This window comes from Streptomyces sp. NPDC057253 (genome assembly GCF_042669125.1).
Taxonomy (GTDB): domain Bacteria; phylum Actinomycetota; class Actinomycetes; order Streptomycetales; family Streptomycetaceae; genus Streptomyces.
On record NZ_JBHUXV010000085.1, the window covers coordinates 1 to 15,463 of the forward strand.

The following is a 15,463-nucleotide window of genomic DNA, read 5'->3' on the forward strand; positions in this document are numbered from 1 at the left end:
GCTCGACCTCGGGATCCTCGTGGTCCCCGCCGAACTGCGCGCTCTCGCCGCGGCCGGCCGCGTGGCCTCCGTCGTCGGCATGGTCCTGCGCGACCTGAGGGTGGCAGTACGCGGCCCGTACGCCCCCGGCCTCGACGACCGCGAGGTGGCCCGACTGCTGGGGCTGCCCCTGGTGGGCGAGGTGCCGGTGGAGTCGTCGCTGCAACGGTCGCACGGGGGCGAGGCGCCACCGGGCGCGGCGGCACGGGGGCCGCTGGCGCGGTTCTGCAAGGAGTTCTGGGAGCGGGCGCTGGTGGAGGCGGGGGTGGCATGAGCGGGGACTTCGAGGGGGTGCTCACAGGGGCTCGCTCACGTGAGATTGCTGTCGGCGCCGTCGGAACTGTTGCGGCCAGTGAGGCCCTCGGGGCTGTCGGGTTGCTGGACGGGGTGCGGCAGTGGCTGGCTGAGAGCGGGGCCGAGCCGACGCCCGCGCGGGTGGCGCAGGCGCTGCGCGAGCAGGGGCGGGTGCTGGGCGACGCCGAAGTGCTGGGCGCGGCCGAGCGGTTGCGGTCCGAGCTGGTCGGCAGCGGTCCCCTGGAGCCGTTGCTCGCGGATCCGTCGGTCACGGACGTCCTGGTGTCGGCCCCGGACCGGGTGTGGGTGGACCGGGGCGGCGGCCTCGAACTGACCGCGGTCACCTTCCCGGACGCGGCCGCCGTACGACGACTCGCGCAGCGCCTGGCCGCGGTGGCCGGCCGGCGCCTCGACGACGCCCGGCCCTGGGTGGACGCCCGGCTGCCCGACGGGACCCGGCTGCACGCGGTGCTCTCCCCGGTGGCCGTCGGCTGCGCCTGTCTGTCGCTTCGGGTGGTCCGGCCGCGCGCGTTCACGCTGGACGAGCTCGTCGCGGCCGGCACGGTGCCGCCGGGCGGGGACCGGGTGCTGCGGGCGCTGCTCGACGCGCGGCTGTCCTTCCTCATCAGCGGCGGGACCGGCACGGGCAACCCCAGTATGTGTCTGTGACGCCTCTAAAATGATCTTGTTCGGATAGGCGCGATGGACCTCAAAAGAGTGGCCTTGACCTGCGGTTTTGTCGTCGCGTTCGCCCCCGACTGCTGCCACCTTCGAATCCAAGGTGCGGGCATGAAACGGCCCCGACCGGGTCACTGGTACCGGTCGGGGCCGCCTGGCCTGCCCGCCCTCGACTACGCCTGGGGTGCGGAGAGCGGGCAGGAGTCAGGGCTTCCGCTGGAGGCCGTGGCACGAGCAGCTGCATCGGATCGTCATGATGGGCGCCTCCCACGATGGGGCTCCCTGGCGCCGGATCACGCGCGGCCCCGCGCACATGAGGTGCTCCCCGAGCGCGCACTCGGGGGTCTTGTCCGTCTCGGTCACGGCTGGTCGGCGAGCGGGACCAGGTCGTAGATGTCGCGGCAGCTGCGGCAGGCGAACAGGCACTGGCCCGAGCCGGAGCCCTGCTCGATCGCGGAGATGAGTCGCACGCCTCGGGCGTAGTTCTGATGCCAGGCGCACCAGCCGTAACCAGTAGGGCTGTTCGCGGCGGGCGCGGTCTGCGTATTCTCCGGCATGTCGACTCCAACCAGTCGTCCACGCCCGGGGCCGTTCGCGCGGCCGCCGGGATTCGTTGTGTCTCCCGACGCTAGGAGCGCGATGTGCAGCACCTCCAGCATTGTGCAGATGTGTGCGCACAGACTCATACCTTGGGCTGGTGGCGCATCACGCCCTCTTGACGGTGGCGCCCAGCGGGGTGACGGTGTCGCACAGTCCTGCACAAACGACCGACGGAGGCAGCCATGTCGCTACTGTTCATCGGCATCGACCCGACCACCGGGGACCACGAGTCACCGACGGTCTGGGTCGACCAGGAGAATCAGGAACTCGTCTTCCAGGGATGGAAGCCGGGCCCCGAACTCGAAGCCGAGTGCGCCGCGTTCGAGGTGCCAGGCCACGCTGTCGGTATCCCCGAGAACGAGGCCGTGGTCCGTATCCCCGCCAGGATGGTGCCGATGATCAGGGAGGCCTGCGATGCCGTTGAACGTGCCGCCGCCCGCGTTCACTGATCTCCTGGCCGCTGCCACCCGGTCCGCTGTCCACCTCGAGATGCGCGACAGCTACGCCGTCGACTATGAGTCCGGGCCGTTCGCCGACTGGCGGCGCGGCTTCCGGTACGACGAGGCGGACCGAGCGTCGTGGTGGCGTCCTTGGCTCAGCCTCGTCGAGGAGACGACGGCGCGCGGCGTGACCATGCGGCGGGCGCGCATCGTCTCGGAGCCGGTCAGCGAGTACACCCGCTTCCTGCACAGCTTCACCTTCACCAACGTCGCCGCGGGCGAGCAGGTGTCCTGGCTGCCCCGCCGCCAAGCCTCCGAACTCGCCTTGCCCGGGAACGACTTCTGGCTGTTCGACGACCACACGGTCTACTGGAACCACTTCACCGGTGACGGCGCGTCCGCCGGCGGCGAGGTCTCCGAGGACCCGGCCGTCGCCAAGTTGTGCGCCGAGGCGTTCGAGGCGGTGTGGGCACGAGCCATCCCGCACGACCAGTACGAGATCCACTGACCCAGCGAACACCGGACAGGCCAGCTCATGCCCCTCTCTCCCTCCTCGTCCGCGCAGGCCGCGCGCGAGGTAGTCGCCCAGCGGATGCGCGACCTGCGCAAGAGCGCGGGGCTGACGGTCACTGAGCTGGCCAGCCGCTGCAACTGGCACCACGCCAAGACATCCCGGATCGAGAACGCCCGCACGGCGCCCACCGCAACGGACATACGGCTGTGGTGCCAGGCCTGCGACGTCGCCGACCAGGCCGAGGACCTGATCGCCCAGTCGCTGCACGCCGAATCCATGTACACCGAGTGGCGCACGCAGGTACGCGCCGGCCTCAAGGCGCTCCAGGACAGCGAGCCCCGGCTGTTCCAGGACACCGAGCTGTTCCGCGTCTACTCATCCACGCTCGTGCCCGGACTCCTCCAGACCGAGGGGTACGCGGCGGGCATCCTCGCCATCAGCGCGCGCTTCCGCGACGTGCAGCTCGACGACAGCGCCGAGGCCGCCCGGGCGCGAGTGGACCGCTCCCGCATCATCCACGAGCGGGGACACCGGTTCGTGTTCGTCGTCGAGGAGGACGCCCTCCGGCACCAGATCTGCGGGGCGGACGAGATGGCCGCGCAGCTCGGCTACCTGCTCACCGCCGGGGCCCTGCCCCAGGTCTCCCTCGGCATCATCCCCATGGCAGCGCGCGAGCGCACCCAGTGGCCGCGCGAGACCTTCCACGTCTACGACGACCGCCTCGTCTCCGTCGAGCTCGTCTCGGCCCGGGTGAGGATCACCCAGCCGTCCGAGATCGGTCTGTACCTGAAGGCGTTCGAGCAGTTGCGCGGGGACGCGGTGTACGGGGCGGAGGCGCGCACGCTGATCCTGCGGGCGATCGAAGCCCTGCACTGACCCCGGACAGGACGAAAGCGGCCCCGCCTCCCAAAGGGAGAGCGGGGCCGCGGTCGTTACGGGTACTGGCGTCGGGAGGGGTCGAGCCCCATGGACAGCAGGCCGCCGGAATTGTCGGTCGGCTGTGGGGCGGGGGCGCCGTCGCGTCGGCACACCAGGGCGTCCGGATCGTTGGCGGGCGCCTGGAGGCTGTAGCCGTCCGGGCAGGAGGGGCCAGCCGGGCCGCGCTCACCCGTGGCCCCCTGCTCGCCCTGCGGGCCGGTCGGTCCCGGGTCTCCCTGGGGACCGGGCGGGCCAGCGGGACCAGCAGGGCCCGCAGGGCCGGTCGCACCGGTACTGCCGGGGGTCCCGACGCTTCCGTCCGTACCGTTCTGACCGGGCGAACCTGACGGCCCCGGCTGCCCGGGATCACCCTGGGGGCCGCGCGGCCCCGGTATGGGCACGGGGACTCGGGTGCGCTCGTCCAGGTCGGCGACGGCCTTGCTCGGGTCGGGCGCCTTGGGTGTCTCGCCCGCCGCCTGGACCTGGGCGCGCAGTACGCGCACGTCCCCGGCGAGCGTGCTCACGGCCTGGCCGCGCAGGTCCGCCTCGTCGGCAAGCTGGCTGTACCAGGAGTAGCCGACGACGGCCAGCCCGGACAGGGCCAGTAGCCAGCAGAGGACGGCGATCCACCGCCAGCGCTCGGCGAGCGCCCGTTCGGCACGGGTCACGGTGGTTCGCCTCCCATGGTGATGATGTGGGCACGGAGGCGGGCGATCGTCACGTAGTCCTCGCCCTGCTGCTTGAGCAGCTCGGCGATCCGGCTGTCCCGCTCGGCGACCTGCTTGCGCAGCCCGTCCCGCTCCTCCTGGATCTGGTCTATCTCGCTGTTCATGCGGGTGGTCGCGTTCTCGCCCCGCTTACCGAGGTACGCCACCACCGAGCCGGACAGCACTCCAGCGAGCGCGAGTACCGCGCCGATGGTGGCGGCGTCCAAGGTGGTGCTCCCTACAGGTCGCGGCTGGCCTGCTTGTTGGGTACGGCGTAGGTGATGCCCCAGGCGCCGAGGACGGCGAGCACGATGGTGACGCCCTCTCCGGTGTCGAGGACACCGTCCTGGATCGCTGTGACCGCGGCCGTGGCGCCGGCCGCGACTCCGGCGACGATGCTCTTGGCGATGCTGGAGATTCTCATGGGGAATCGGTTCCTCTCGATCAGGCGGTGACGGTGAAGCCGTACTTCTTGCCGAGCTCCGTAAGGGAGGCGCGGCCGGGGATGCCGTCGGCGGCCGTCCCCGAGTAGCCGAGGTGGCGCTGCCACTTGGCGTAGGCGGTGACGGTGGTCGTGCCGAAGTGGCCGTCCAGGTAGACCTTCGCGAGGAAGCCGCCGTCAACGAGGGCGGCCTCGACGGTCTTCACCCCCGGGTAGGTGACCGGTGTGCCGGACGCCTTCGGGTTCGAGCGGGCGGCGGCGACGAGCTTCGACAGGTCGACGACGGGCTTGCCCGGGGCGGGCAGCGTGGTCGTCGGCTTGCCCGCTGCGAGCCGGTCGGCGACCTTCCCCCGCAGCCAGTCCATGCCGAAGCCGCGCGGGTCGACCTTGCCGGGCTGCCACTCCAGGTGGCCGATGACCGACAGGGCGGTCCAGCCGTGGTGGCGGACGAGGGCGGCGGCCACGCGGACGATCGCGTCGACCTGCTTGGCCGGCCACGGGTCCTGGCCGTCGCCGAGGTTCTCGCACTCGAAGCCGTAGAAGTGCCGGTTGCCGTCGACGCTGGCCTCGTCGTCGGCCGGGGCCTTGTGCTCGGCGATGACCGCGGCCAGGACGTCGGGGTCACCCAGGCCTGCGTGGTTGGCGCGGCCGTAACCGACGAGGTGGACGCGGCCGTCCTTGGCGATGACGCCGTGGCACAGCGGGCCGGGAAGCGCGGTGTAGCCGTCGCGGCAGATCTTCACCGTGGCGTCGGTGCCCTTGGTGACGGTGTGGTGGATCATCACGCCGTGCACGGGCCCCCACGGACCGCGGCTGTTGCGGTTGTGCGTCTCCCAGTCGCCGACCTCGACGACGGTCACGCCCTCGGCCCGCAGCAGCGCTGCGAACGTGGACGCGGTGGGCGGTGTGGCCATGCGGTCTCCAGACATGAAGAAGGCCCCGGCCGGTGGGCGCGGGGCAGGATCGTGGGCCGGTTGGCTAGCTGATGGCCTGGGCGCTGGAGTAGTCGCCCGCGGGGCCTACGTCCTCGACCTGGACGAAGGCGATGTTGTTGGCGGATGCGGCGATCAGGGCGTTGCCGGTGCCGCTGGCGCGCTGGTAGGTGGCCACCAGGACGGCGGTGACGTCGGATCCCGTCGTGTTCGTGGCGATGTTGCTGAAGTGCTCGGGGGCGTTCGCGCCGGCCGCCGCGATGTACTGGCGGAGCTGGTCCAGGTACGCGGTCCCCGATGTGTCGGTCTTGCGGACCCGCAGGGTGACCGTGTCGCCGGACACCGATGACTGGGCCAGGCACTTCAGCGTGATTCGGTAGGCCCGCCCGTTCTTGAAGGTGATCGATGGGGTGGTGATGGCCACGGCCTCTGTGGTCGTGGTCGTGGCCGTGTTCGCGGCGAGTGGGGTGAACGCCACCGTGTACGGCGCGCGGTAGGACAGCATGTCGGCGGTCACCCGCTGTCCCGCATAGACCAGGTCCGGCATCAGGACTCCTTCAGGGCGAGGTACACCGGGCGTGCGAGCCGGACATCGGTGCCCGCCGCGTGCGCCTTGACGACGTCGTTGACGCTGCGCGCGATGGTGAATCGCTGCGGGTTGAGCAGCTCGAAGTCGTCGTAGTTGGCGAGCAGGTTGGCGTTGGTGTTGCTGTTCGTGCGCACGGACCGGGTGCCGACCGCGGTGCCGGTGGTGAGGCTGGTGTCGGTGGCGATGATCTGCCATGCCCCCGGCTCGGGGATGGCCGCGGCCCAGGCCCGGCAGCGGAGCGTGCTGCCGCGCACCTGGAGGCGGATGTAGAACTTCCCGAACGCGGTGTGGGCGGCGCCGACACCGCCCGACCAGGTCCCGAGGATCGTTTCCACGCTGGCCACCCGCTTGCGCAGGGTGAGCGTGACCGCGCCCGTCGTCGAGAACTGCAACTGGGCCATGTAGAGGTTGGTCTCGTCGACGGCCCGGGCGACCGCGGCGACGTACTGGTCGCCGCCGGTGGCGGCCTGGTCGGTGCTCACCGACAGCCGCACGTCGTGGTCGGTGCCCGAGGCGGTGATCAGGTCGCGCAGGGCGGTGTTGACCGCGGTCATCTTGTGCACGCCTTCGCTGCCCTGGGTGTAGTGGTCGCCGACCGCGCCGCCGGTGCTGGTCCAGCTCTGCCCGCTGGTGGCGGTCCCCCAGCCGTTCGCCACCGTGCGGGTGAAGGTGTCGGAGACGGACGGGTTGATCGCGCTGACGGTCCAGACCTCCCCTCCGGCCCGCACGTCGAACGGGAACTCGCCCGGGAACTGGGACGACCACACCCACCGGTTCTCGGCCGTGGTGAGGACCGTGGCGGTGGTGGCGCTGCTCGTGAGGGCGGCGGCGAGCTGGCTGCCGGCGGTGTCCGCGCGCCCGTTGGTGGTGCTGTCGGCCACGGCGACGTTGTACGGCTCGGCGGGGACGCAGGTGAAGGTGATGGGCCAGCCGTCCGGGCCGGGGGCGTCCCCGCCTCCCAGGACCAGGAGGTCGACGTCGTCGTAGCTCCAGTCGGGCGGCAGGTTGGTCAGCCGGATCTTGTCGCCGACGTCGACGCGCAGGATGGTGTCGATCAGGGCGAACACCCGGTCGTTGGCGAGGTTGAGGGTGATCGTCGGGTAGCGCATCTCGTCGACGGTGGCCACGTGCACCCGCCACGCGGCCTGGTCGGGCAGGTCGTCGTCGGAGGCGACGGACAGCTCCACCGACGTGCCGTAGTAGCCGATGCCGTTCGGCGGGTCCTGGGTCGAGTTGGCGCCCTCGGTGAGCTCGTAGGTGAACTCCGAGCCGCTGATCCGCTTGGCGGTCATGACGTTGAAGGCCGACCTGTCGTCATCCTTGGGCCGGATGTCGTCGAACAGGCCCTGCTCGAAGTCCAGGGTGAGCACGGGCTGCTGGTTGAGCAAGGTGCTGGCGCCGCGGTAGACGAGCTCGGTGCCGTCGCGCCGCTCGAAGAGGATGCCCTGGTCGACCGTCTCGACCTGGCGCAGCAGGTCGAGGAACGTGCTGGACTGCTGGACACCCATCCGCGGCCACGCTGGGTCGCTCATGGCGACGGACAGGGGAACCTGCTCCTCGGCGGCCAGGCGCCGCAGCCGGCTGCGGGCGGATTCGCCGTTCCAGCCGATGGTCGCGTTGCCGGTGTTGGCGTAGCCGGCCAGGGAGTTGGCGATCGCCGGATGCCCCACGGTGATGCCGCCCAGGTCCGCGGTGCCGTCGCCGAGCTGGAGGCTGGTGACGCGCCCCACGGCGGTGCCGGTGACGGTGTTGGTGGCCGCCACCGGGGTGATCGCGTCGAAGATGGTCAGGCCCGGCCTGTACGGGGTGACGAGGATGCGGCGGGTGATGGTCGAGCCGCTGATGGACAACTCGAAGGTGACCGCGCTGGTGGTGCCGTTGACGGTGAACCCGATGATCTCGGTCGCCAGGACCGCGCCGTCGGAGTCGTAGGCGGTGATGGACAGGCTGCCGTCGGTGCGGATGCCGATCTCCCACGCCCGCACGGTGCCAGTGGTGGTGAGGCGGGCCAGGACGCCGTTCGCGGTGACTCCGCCGGAGGGCACCGTGAGCAGGAAGCGCATCGACATCTGACCGGTGTCGGCGTAGGAGAGCACCGGCAGCGTCATCTTGCCGGTGCGCACGGTCGGCAGCGGATCCGAGGAGAGCCAGCTGGTGGAGTCGGCGGCCAGCGACACGTCGCCGCTGACGGAGCCGGTCCGGCCGCCGACCAGGCCGCTGGCCAGGCTGAGGGCGTTCGAGGACTCCTCCAGCGGCCAGTAGGCGACGATGTTCTGCCGGGCCGGGTTGGACATCTCCCGGAACATCGGCGAGCGCAGCAGCTTCTCGCCGGACGACAGCCGCCGCGAGATCCCGGCCGGGCTGATCGACACGGTCTTGAAGGCGCCGGACTTGTCCCGCTGCGGCGTCCAGTCGGGCACCTCGCCGTGGAAGCGGACGTGCCGGCGGGTGAACGTCACCTGGTTCGCCGTCCAGGTGACCCCGTTGGCGTCCTGGAAGGAGCCGGCGCCGACGGTGGCGAGGGAGGTGGACACGTCGAGCAGGACGGTGCCGCCGATCGCGCCGCGCAGCTGGAGCCGGTACAGGCGCCCGTTCACACCCGGGTTGACCGACGTCGACCGGGCCCCGAACTCGACCGGCCGGGCCGGGTCGAACACGCTCGTCGCCCCGCTGCCGAATACCGGGTCGCCGAGCAGCTGCCAGTCGGCCTCGGGGGCGTTGGCGGTGAGCGCGGTGTAGAACCGCACCTCCCACACCCCGGAGGCGTTGGCGACGTCGAGGGTGGCGCGCAGGGCCATCCGCTGGCCCGCGTGCGCGGGCATGTAGGCGGTGGCGACGGCGAACGTGGTCGCGGTGCCGTCTGTGCTCCAGATCAGCTCCGGCACCCCTGCGGCGGTGTTGTGCAGGAGCCAGCCGCGGTTGTTGGTCCCAGCGTCGAAGCGGCTGGCGATGTTCATGTTCGGCTCGTGCCAGCTCTCGGGGGCGATCTCGGCGCGCACGTCGAGGTCGCCGGTGATGTTGTAGGCGGCCGACGACGGGGTCGACAGGTACGAGGTCGTCGCGCCGGTGGCGACCGCCCACACCGAGCCCACACCGTCGTAGCCGTAGCGGATCGGCGTGTTCAGTCCGATCTGCCCGTACAGCGGGCTGTTGGGGTTGCGGCGGCTGTACTTCGCGCCGGTGTTGAGCAGGGTCATCGCGCCCTGACTCGGGCCGGCAGAGTCCCGTTCCCCGCTGCGGCCGCGCGTGACGGACACCGGCGCCGGGACGTGCAGGTCGGCGGTGATGCTGTTGAAGATGCCGTTGTAGTACAGCTCGGCCCACACCGGCGGCGGCAGACTCGGCATGTCACCTCCCGGAGTTCAGGGCGGTCACGTCCCCGCCGAAGTCGACGCGGATCCGCTCCTTGAGCCAGTCCATGAACGGGTCGGAGCTGCTGTTGACCAGACGCAGCGTGCCCTGCGGACCGCGGCCGGCCACGGCGCTGGCGGCCCCCGCGAACGGCGCGGTGCCCACCGATACGGCCGCGGGCCGGTAGGGGGCGGGGTCGACGAGGCTCTGCATGGTCTTGTCGAGGACACCGCGGTTCTTCTCGGCGCCCTCGGCGATGCCGGGCGGCAGCCAGTGTCCGATCTCGTCCGCCATGCGCTTGGAGGGCGAGCCGATGTGCAGGAAGCTCGACGCGGCGTCGACGACGCTGCTCTTGACGAACGAGCTGACCCGATTCCACAGCCAACCGCCCATGGAACTGATGCCGTTCCACAGGCCGGTGACGACGTCGACGCCCTTGGAGTACAGCAGGGAGTGGAAGTTGCCGACGGCCCGCACGGCGCGGCCGCCGAGTCCTCCCAGCCAGTTCAGCAGGGACACGGCCCGGTCGATCAGGGCGTTTTTCAGGGCGTTGCCCGCCTGGATGGCCTTGTTGCCGATGTAGACGTTGAGGTTGTTGATCGCGGCCAGGGCGCGGCCCGGGAGCCCTGCGAGCCACGAGACGAGCGCGGTGAACTTCTGCACCGCCCAGTCCTTGGCGGCGCCGAACCATCCCGCGAACAGGCCCGGCAGCGCGGCGAACCAGCCGATGACGGCCTTGATGGCGTCGACGTGCATCTTCACGGCCGCCTGGATGACGCCCCACACCGTCTGCCAGATGGTCTGGAACCACGTGGTCTTCGTCGCGATCAGCACGATGATCGCGACCAGGGCGACGATCCCGATGATGATCCAGGTGATGGGGGAGGCGGCCAGGGCTGCGTTCCACAGCCACTGCACGCCGGTCGCGATCGCGGTCGCCGCGGACCACGCGCCCTGTGCGGCAGCCCAGACCACCATGCCGGCCTTGATGACCAGGACGGCGGCCGCCACCCCGGCGAGGGTGTAGGCGAGCGGCTCCATCACGGACTTGTTGTCGCTCGCGAACTGGATGAACGTCCCGGCCACTTCGGCGAGCCGGGTGATGGCCTCCCGCTTGAAGCGCTCCAGTGACTTGGCCGGGCTGTTGGCCAGGGTGGTGGACATCTTGTCCGTGGCGCCCTCGACGCCCTCGATGCCCAGCTTCGCGGTGTCCAGGTTCGGCAGGATCGAGCGGACGGTGTCCTCCCACTGGGTGCCCATCAGGGCGGTGCCGATCTGGTTCTGCTTGATGGGGTCCTGGACCCGCTTGAGGGCCGCCCAGACCTGCCCCATCGCCTGGGCGGCGCCCGGGCCTCCGGCGGCGATCTTCGCGCGCATCTCGTCGGCGTCCAGGCCGATGCCCTGATAGGCCTGGGTGACGGCGGTCGAGGTGTCGATGGCCCGCAGTCCGAACTCCTTGATGGCGTCGGCCGCCGCATCGGAGTCCCGGACGCCGGCGCGCATCATCGCGTTGAGCAGGCCGAGCGAGGACTGGCCGTCCAGTCCCAGCTTCTGGAACTGCGGGGCGTACTCGTTGAGGGTCTCCAGGAAGTCATCGGAGGCGTTGAGGCCGTTCTGCATGCCCCACGTGACGATGTCCATGGCCTCGCCCGCGTCCTTGGCGAGGCCGGTCTTCATCAGCTGTCCGACGGTCTTGGTCGACATGGCGAGGTCGACATCGAACGCCTCGGACAGGGCGAGCACATCCTCGGTGGCGCCCTGGAGGCCGCCCTCGATGCCGGAGGTGTCACCGATGTTCTGGTAGACGCCCCTGATAGCGCTGTTGACGGTCTCCGCGGAGTCGCCCCACGCGTTGGCGTAGACGTCGGCGGAGACCTTGGACAGCTCGGCGGCCTCGGCCGGGCCCACCCCGAGCTGCGCGGCCAGCTTGGCGTTGGCCGCCGACATGTCCAGGGCCTGGGCGACGCCGACGCCGAGGGCGCCGGCCACTCCGGCGGCGATGCCGGTCGCCGCGGTGTCGAACTTCTCCTTGACCTTGCCGAGGGTCTCCGACGCGCGGTCACGGGCAACGAGGTTGAACACGAGCGAGGTGTCGCTCACCGGCCCGCCTCCCTCCAGGGTCAGCGGGCAGCGGTCAGCGCCCCGACTTCAGCTTCTCTTCGGCCTCTTGCTGGGCCTTGATGTAGGCGTCGAGCCAGCCGAGGTAGGCGTCCGTCTCCTCGACGGTCAGGGTGTCCCAGTCCCGGCCACGGATGCCGAGCAGGTGGGCGGCGTCGCCGAGCCGCCTCAGCCTGCGATCGGCAGCTCCGCTTTTCCCTCTTCCTCCGGGTCCTCGAACGCCACCGCGATCTCCGCGTCGAGCTTGGCCCGCACCGCGTCCAACTGATCGGGCGGCACGGTGTCGACGATCTGCTCGCGCATCAGCAACAGCTCGCCCTTGGAGTGCTCCAGGGTCAGCTCGTCCCACGCGAAGTCGACGTCGTCGAACTTCAAGGTGGGGTGCTGCCGCTTCAGGTAGACGTACAGCAGGGCGCGCCGGCAGCGGCTGTTGCCCTTCTGCACGTCGACCGTGAACTCGGCGAAGTTCTTGGATGTGAGCTTCTCCAAGAGCTCCCGCTCGGGGCTCATGAGCTTCTTGGGCTGGTACTTCCAGCGCTGCGGCTCCTCGGTGCCCTCGGGCTTGTAGACCAGGTACACGCGTGACTCCTATCCGGCCCGGTCGGCAATCCGACGGGCCATGTCTTCCATGGCCTGCTCGACGGCGGCCTTGTAGATCCCCTCGCGGCCCTGGAAGGCACGGTCGAACCACTCGATCTTTCCGCGCTGGGTGACCCAGTTCTCGCGGTTGCCCCACACCGGATGCCGCCACCCGGCGGCCCGGTTGGTGCGCTTGGGGGCGTTGGGGAAGTTGCGGATGTTCTTCGTCTTGAAGGCCTTCACCCTGGCCCCGGACCAGCGGCCGCCGAGCTTGACCTCGGGCCGGATCTTCCGGGCGATCGACGAGCGCAGCGCGGGCGCGTGGGGCATGATCCCGCCCGACGCCATCGCCATGATCGAGCTCTTGGCCTCCTGCGCCCCGGGCTTGAGGGCCTCGCGCATGTTCTTCGCGAGGTCCTTGCGCAGCTGCTTGCCGTCCTCCTCGGCGCGCAGGGCCCGCACCAGGGCGGCCAGGCCCTGGTGAGTCTCCACGCCGAGGGAGAACGGCGGCCCGCCGGCCATCAGGCGGTCGCCCTCACCACGGCCCCGGAGGTGGGGAAGTTCAGCGAGACGGTGTTCTCGTCGCCGACCGAGCCGGTGATCGGGTTCCAGCCGCTGATCAGGATCGAGCCGGTGTACTTCGGGTTCGAGGTGCCGACCGCGGCCTGGTCGGCGCGCACCTCGAACGGCACCACCTGGCCCAACAGCGGCCACATGATCGAGTCGAGGGCCGCGGCGGCGACGTCCTGGAGGAACTCGCAGCCCAGCTCACCGGACTTGATGCCGCCCAGGACTTCCTTCCAGCCGAGAGAGGCATAGGTCGTGACGTCCTTCTCCTCGACCTCCGTCGTCAGCTCGGCCTTGCGGGTGTAGGTGTTCAGGACGTTCGCGTTGATCGACAGGTACTGAGCGAGAAGAACCATCTTGGGCACGGCGGGCCCCCCTTTCAGGGCATGGCGAAGAGCCCGCGAGCGGGCCAGGAACGGGACGGGACTACTGGATGCCGAGCGAGGCGGCGAACAGGAACGACGGCGTGGTGCCGGAGATCGTCCAGGCGATCCGCCACCAGGTGTCGGTGATGGCGGTGCCATCCGTGCGCAGGGCCTGACCGCCGACCGCGGTGGCCGCGGCGAAGGTGAGGCGGGTGGTGGGGGCGGCGAAGGTGTTGTCGACGGATGACTCGACGCGTCCGGTGATGGTCGGGGCAGCGGTGCCGGCCACCGACAGGACGTGCAGCGCGGCATACATGCGCTTGCCCGCGGGCACGGCCCCGAGCTGGAGGCCGGTGCCGGTGCCGGTGGCGGTGCGCGCGGTGCCGGGCGGATGCATCACCACTCCCCGCACCAGCGGCCACGTGCTCTTCGCGCTGCCGGTCCAGGGAGCGACCTCACCGACGGCGTCGAACAGCTTGTAGTCCGAGCGCATGGCATTGGTGAAATACGCCAGATCGCCCACGAACGCGGCTCCTGCCGGACACACCGACCAGGGCCCGATGCCGCCGAGCTGCGCCCAGGACGCGTCATCGACCTTGGTGACGTCCCCGGCCTCCCACTGGCCCTCGCCGGAGATCTCCGCCGAGGCGATCCCGCCGATCACCTCGTCCCAGCCGTTCGAGCCGTAGTTCGTGGTCTTCTTGGCCTCGGCCTCGGTCGAGATCTCGATCTTGTTGGAGACGCCCGTGAGATCGACGCCGACCGCGAACGTGCGGACGTTGGTCAGGATCGACTTAGCCACCGTCGCCTCCCCTCGCCCGGCTCTTGCGGCCGCCCTTGGACGGCTCGTCGGCGGCCTCCTCGGCGACGCCAGCGGCGACCATGTGGGCGCCCTGCGCGGTCGGCACCTCGGTCTCCTCGCCCACGGCGGGCCACGGCTCGCCGTTGAGCCGCGCGCCCTCGGGCTGCTCCTGGGTGATGCGGATGCGCATCATGTCCTCCCGTCTCCGATGACCTTGATGGCGAGCTCGGCGCCCACGTAGCTGGCCCCGGCGTGCTCGTACCAGCGGTAGCCCTGCACGCGTTCGATGTGCAGGTCGTCGGCCAGGCCGCCCAGGGCGTACTCGCCGGGGCCGCCGCGGGCCGCCTCGATCGCTGCCTTGAGCGAGGCCTCGCCCGCCCCGGACAGCAGCGCGTCGAGGATGCGCTGAGCCGAGCGGTCATCCGCCCGGCCGGCCAGTACGCGGCAGGTGAACAGCAGCTCGTCGAGGCCGCGCCCCATGGCTCGGTCGTAGTTGACGTCGACCTCGGCGACGAAGAACACCGGTGCGACCACCGAGTCGGGCACGTAGCCCAGGCACGTCAGCTTGCCGATGCCGGTGGGGAGTTGGACGACGCGGGCGGCGTCCGCAATCGCGTCGCGGACAGCGGAGATCTGCACCGTGGGCCCCCTATCCGAAGCCGGGCAGGATGTACGGCTCGATCAGCGCCCACACGTCCGGGTCACGGCGGGACAGGTTGCGCACGCCCCACTCGGCCGAGCCGATGATCCCCTCCGGGGAGTCCTTGCGCTTGTAGAGCCGGGATGCCTGGATCAACGTGGCCTCGGCGACGTCGTCGGGGACGACGGGCCACCCGAACTTCGCGGTCACCCTCAGCCGGGCCGTCGCGATGCCCCACGTAGCCAGGGGCCGCAGGAGGCCGGTGATCGGCTTGCCGTCGGCCAGGGCGTTGTCGGGGTGCGTCTCGTAGCCGGTGACGGCCGACCACGAACTGCCGGAGCCGGTCTCGACGACCAGGCCGGTGGCGTCGCCGATGTCATCGACGAGGAACAGGTCGCCGTCGTCCTCGCGCACGATCCGGCCGCGCGGGTTGAACACCCGCTGCACCGGGTCGGCGTCGAGCCAGAAACGGCGGCCGCACGTCTTGTCGATACTCCGGGAAGCCGACAGGCGGGCGCGGTTCAGGAGCACGTCCCGGGTGCTGTCGTCGGCCTCGATGCCGAGCTGGGTCTTCAGCTCCTCAAGGGTGACGTACTCGTTGGCCACGTCACGCCTTGTCTGTGCTCCGGGCCTGGCGGCCCTTCGGCGGTGTACTGCGCTGCCCGTCCTCCGCCTTGGACACGCCGTCCTCGGCGATCTGCTCGCCGTCTGGGCTGTAGCCGCGCAGGCGCAGCTGTTCGTCGACCGCGTCGACGCGGTCCTCCTTGCCCTTGCGGCCGACGTACCCGGCACGCTCACGCAGCAGGGCGGCCACCATCGGGTCGTCCGTCTTCGGGGTCTCTTCGCTCATGGGTTCGCTCCGGGGATTCGGGGTGGAGCGTGCGGGCC

19 protein-coding genes and 2 pseudogenes are annotated in these 15,463 nt (G+C 70.7%); 5 read left to right on the top strand and 16 right to left on the bottom strand.

Annotated elements, in window-relative coordinates:
• Together ACFULQ_RS34270 and ACFULQ_RS34275 are read left to right on the top strand one after the other, a co-directional pair.
• Positions 1 to 313 (top strand): annotated as a pseudogene (locus ACFULQ_RS34270) (septum formation initiator); the annotation flags it as partial.
• Positions 310 to 993 (top strand): annotated as a pseudogene (locus ACFULQ_RS34275) (ATPase, T2SS/T4P/T4SS family); the annotation flags it as partial. The pseudogenes ACFULQ_RS34270 and ACFULQ_RS34275, both read left to right, overlap by 4 nt.
• 377 nt (positions 994 to 1,370) lie before the next feature.
• Here ACFULQ_RS34275 and ACFULQ_RS34280 read toward each other — a convergent pair.
• Positions 1,371 to 1,568 carry a hypothetical protein gene (locus tag ACFULQ_RS34280; RefSeq protein WP_383551513.1) on the bottom strand — a complete coding sequence of 66 codons (198 nt, stop codon included), beginning with the start codon at positions 1,566 to 1,568 and terminating at the stop codon, positions 1,371 to 1,373.
• A gap of 225 nt (positions 1,569 to 1,793) precedes the next feature.
• On the opposite strand from ACFULQ_RS34280, the gene ACFULQ_RS34285 reads away from it, so the two are divergent.
• The 3 genes from ACFULQ_RS34285 to ACFULQ_RS34295 are packed head-to-tail and all read left to right on the top strand — an operon-like array spanning position 1,794 to position 3,441.
• On the top strand, positions 1,794 to 2,060 hold the full coding sequence (locus tag ACFULQ_RS34285; RefSeq protein ID WP_383551515.1) for a hypothetical protein: 267 nt from the start codon (positions 1,794 to 1,796) through the stop codon (positions 2,058 to 2,060).
• Positions 2,026 to 2,559 carry a DUF6879 family protein gene (locus ACFULQ_RS34290; protein ID WP_383551517.1) on the top strand — a complete coding sequence of 178 codons (534 nt, stop codon included), beginning with the start codon at positions 2,026 to 2,028 and terminating at the stop codon, positions 2,557 to 2,559. The genes ACFULQ_RS34285 and ACFULQ_RS34290 overlap by 35 nt, the downstream gene beginning before the upstream one ends.
• A 27-nt stretch (positions 2,560 to 2,586) precedes the next feature.
• Complete coding sequence (locus ACFULQ_RS34295; protein WP_383551519.1) at positions 2,587 to 3,441, top strand: helix-turn-helix domain-containing protein; 855 nt, start codon at positions 2,587 to 2,589, stop codon at positions 3,439 to 3,441.
• Between the two features lie 56 nt (positions 3,442 to 3,497).
• Here ACFULQ_RS34295 and ACFULQ_RS34300 read toward each other — a convergent pair whose 3' ends face one another.
• From ACFULQ_RS34300 to ACFULQ_RS34370, 15 genes are all read right to left on the bottom strand, one after another.
• Positions 3,498 to 4,151 (bottom strand): collagen-like protein, encoded by a 654-nt coding sequence (locus ACFULQ_RS34300; protein WP_383551521.1) that lies wholly within the window; start codon positions 4,149 to 4,151, stop codon positions 3,498 to 3,500.
• On the bottom strand, positions 4,148 to 4,417 hold the full coding sequence (locus ACFULQ_RS34305) for a hypothetical protein (protein ID WP_383551523.1): 270 nt from the start codon (positions 4,415 to 4,417) through the stop codon (positions 4,148 to 4,150). The genes ACFULQ_RS34300 and ACFULQ_RS34305 overlap by 4 nt, the downstream gene beginning before the upstream one ends.
• Positions 4,418 to 4,428: 11 nt before the next feature.
• Positions 4,429 to 4,614 (bottom strand): hypothetical protein, encoded by a 186-nt coding sequence (locus ACFULQ_RS34310; RefSeq protein WP_383551524.1) that lies wholly within the window; start codon positions 4,612 to 4,614, stop codon positions 4,429 to 4,431.
• A 20-nt stretch (positions 4,615 to 4,634) separates the two neighbouring features.
• Entirely contained in the window at positions 4,635 to 5,546 is a 912-nt protein-coding gene (locus ACFULQ_RS34315) for an N-acetylmuramoyl-L-alanine amidase (RefSeq protein WP_383551526.1), read from the bottom strand.
• Positions 5,547 to 5,610: 64 nt separating this feature from the next.
• Positions 5,611 to 6,111 (bottom strand): hypothetical protein, encoded by a 501-nt coding sequence (locus tag ACFULQ_RS34320; protein ID WP_383551528.1) that lies wholly within the window; start codon positions 6,109 to 6,111, stop codon positions 5,611 to 5,613.
• Positions 6,111 to 9,500 (bottom strand): hypothetical protein, encoded by a 3,390-nt coding sequence (locus ACFULQ_RS34325; protein ID WP_383551530.1) that lies wholly within the window; start codon positions 9,498 to 9,500, stop codon positions 6,111 to 6,113. Before ACFULQ_RS34325 ends, ACFULQ_RS34320 begins: the two co-directional genes overlap by 1 nt.
• A gap of 1 nt (position 9,501) precedes the next feature.
• Positions 9,502 to 11,604 carry a phage tail tape measure protein gene (locus tag ACFULQ_RS34330; protein WP_383551532.1) on the bottom strand — a complete coding sequence of 701 codons (2,103 nt, stop codon included), beginning with the start codon at positions 11,602 to 11,604 and terminating at the stop codon, positions 9,502 to 9,504.
• Between the two features lie 186 nt (positions 11,605 to 11,790).
• Entirely contained in the window at positions 11,791 to 12,201 is a 411-nt protein-coding gene (locus ACFULQ_RS34335) for a hypothetical protein (RefSeq protein ID WP_383551534.1), read from the bottom strand.
• A gap of 9 nt (positions 12,202 to 12,210) precedes the next feature.
• On the bottom strand, positions 12,211 to 12,723 hold the full coding sequence (locus ACFULQ_RS34340; RefSeq protein ID WP_383551536.1) for a hypothetical protein: 513 nt from the start codon (positions 12,721 to 12,723) through the stop codon (positions 12,211 to 12,213).
• Positions 12,723 to 13,124: a phage tail tube protein gene (locus tag ACFULQ_RS34345; protein ID WP_383551617.1), complete on the bottom strand. Its 402-nt coding sequence runs from the start codon at positions 13,122 to 13,124 to the stop codon at positions 12,723 to 12,725. Before ACFULQ_RS34345 ends, ACFULQ_RS34340 begins: the two co-directional genes overlap by 1 nt.
• Positions 13,125 to 13,194: 70 nt before the next feature.
• A complete protein-coding gene (locus ACFULQ_RS34350; protein ID WP_383551538.1) occupies positions 13,195 to 13,935 on the bottom strand; it encodes a hypothetical protein in 741 nt (246 codons plus the stop codon).
• Positions 13,928 to 14,128, bottom strand: a complete 201-nt coding sequence (locus ACFULQ_RS34355) for a hypothetical protein (RefSeq protein WP_383551540.1) — start codon at positions 14,126 to 14,128, stop codon at positions 13,928 to 13,930. The genes ACFULQ_RS34350 and ACFULQ_RS34355 overlap by 8 nt, the downstream gene beginning before the upstream one ends.
• Positions 14,125 to 14,574: a hypothetical protein gene (locus tag ACFULQ_RS34360; protein WP_383551542.1), complete on the bottom strand. Its 450-nt coding sequence runs from the start codon at positions 14,572 to 14,574 to the stop codon at positions 14,125 to 14,127. The genes ACFULQ_RS34355 and ACFULQ_RS34360 overlap by 4 nt, the downstream gene beginning before the upstream one ends.
• A 10-nt stretch (positions 14,575 to 14,584) precedes the next feature.
• Positions 14,585 to 15,181: a phage gp6-like head-tail connector protein gene (locus ACFULQ_RS34365; protein ID WP_383551544.1), complete on the bottom strand. Its 597-nt coding sequence runs from the start codon at positions 15,179 to 15,181 to the stop codon at positions 14,585 to 14,587.
• Position 15,182: 1 nt separating this feature from the next.
• Entirely contained in the window at positions 15,183 to 15,425 is a 243-nt protein-coding gene (locus ACFULQ_RS34370) for a hypothetical protein (RefSeq protein ID WP_383551546.1), read from the bottom strand.
• Positions 15,426 to 15,463 lie beyond the last annotated feature (38 nt).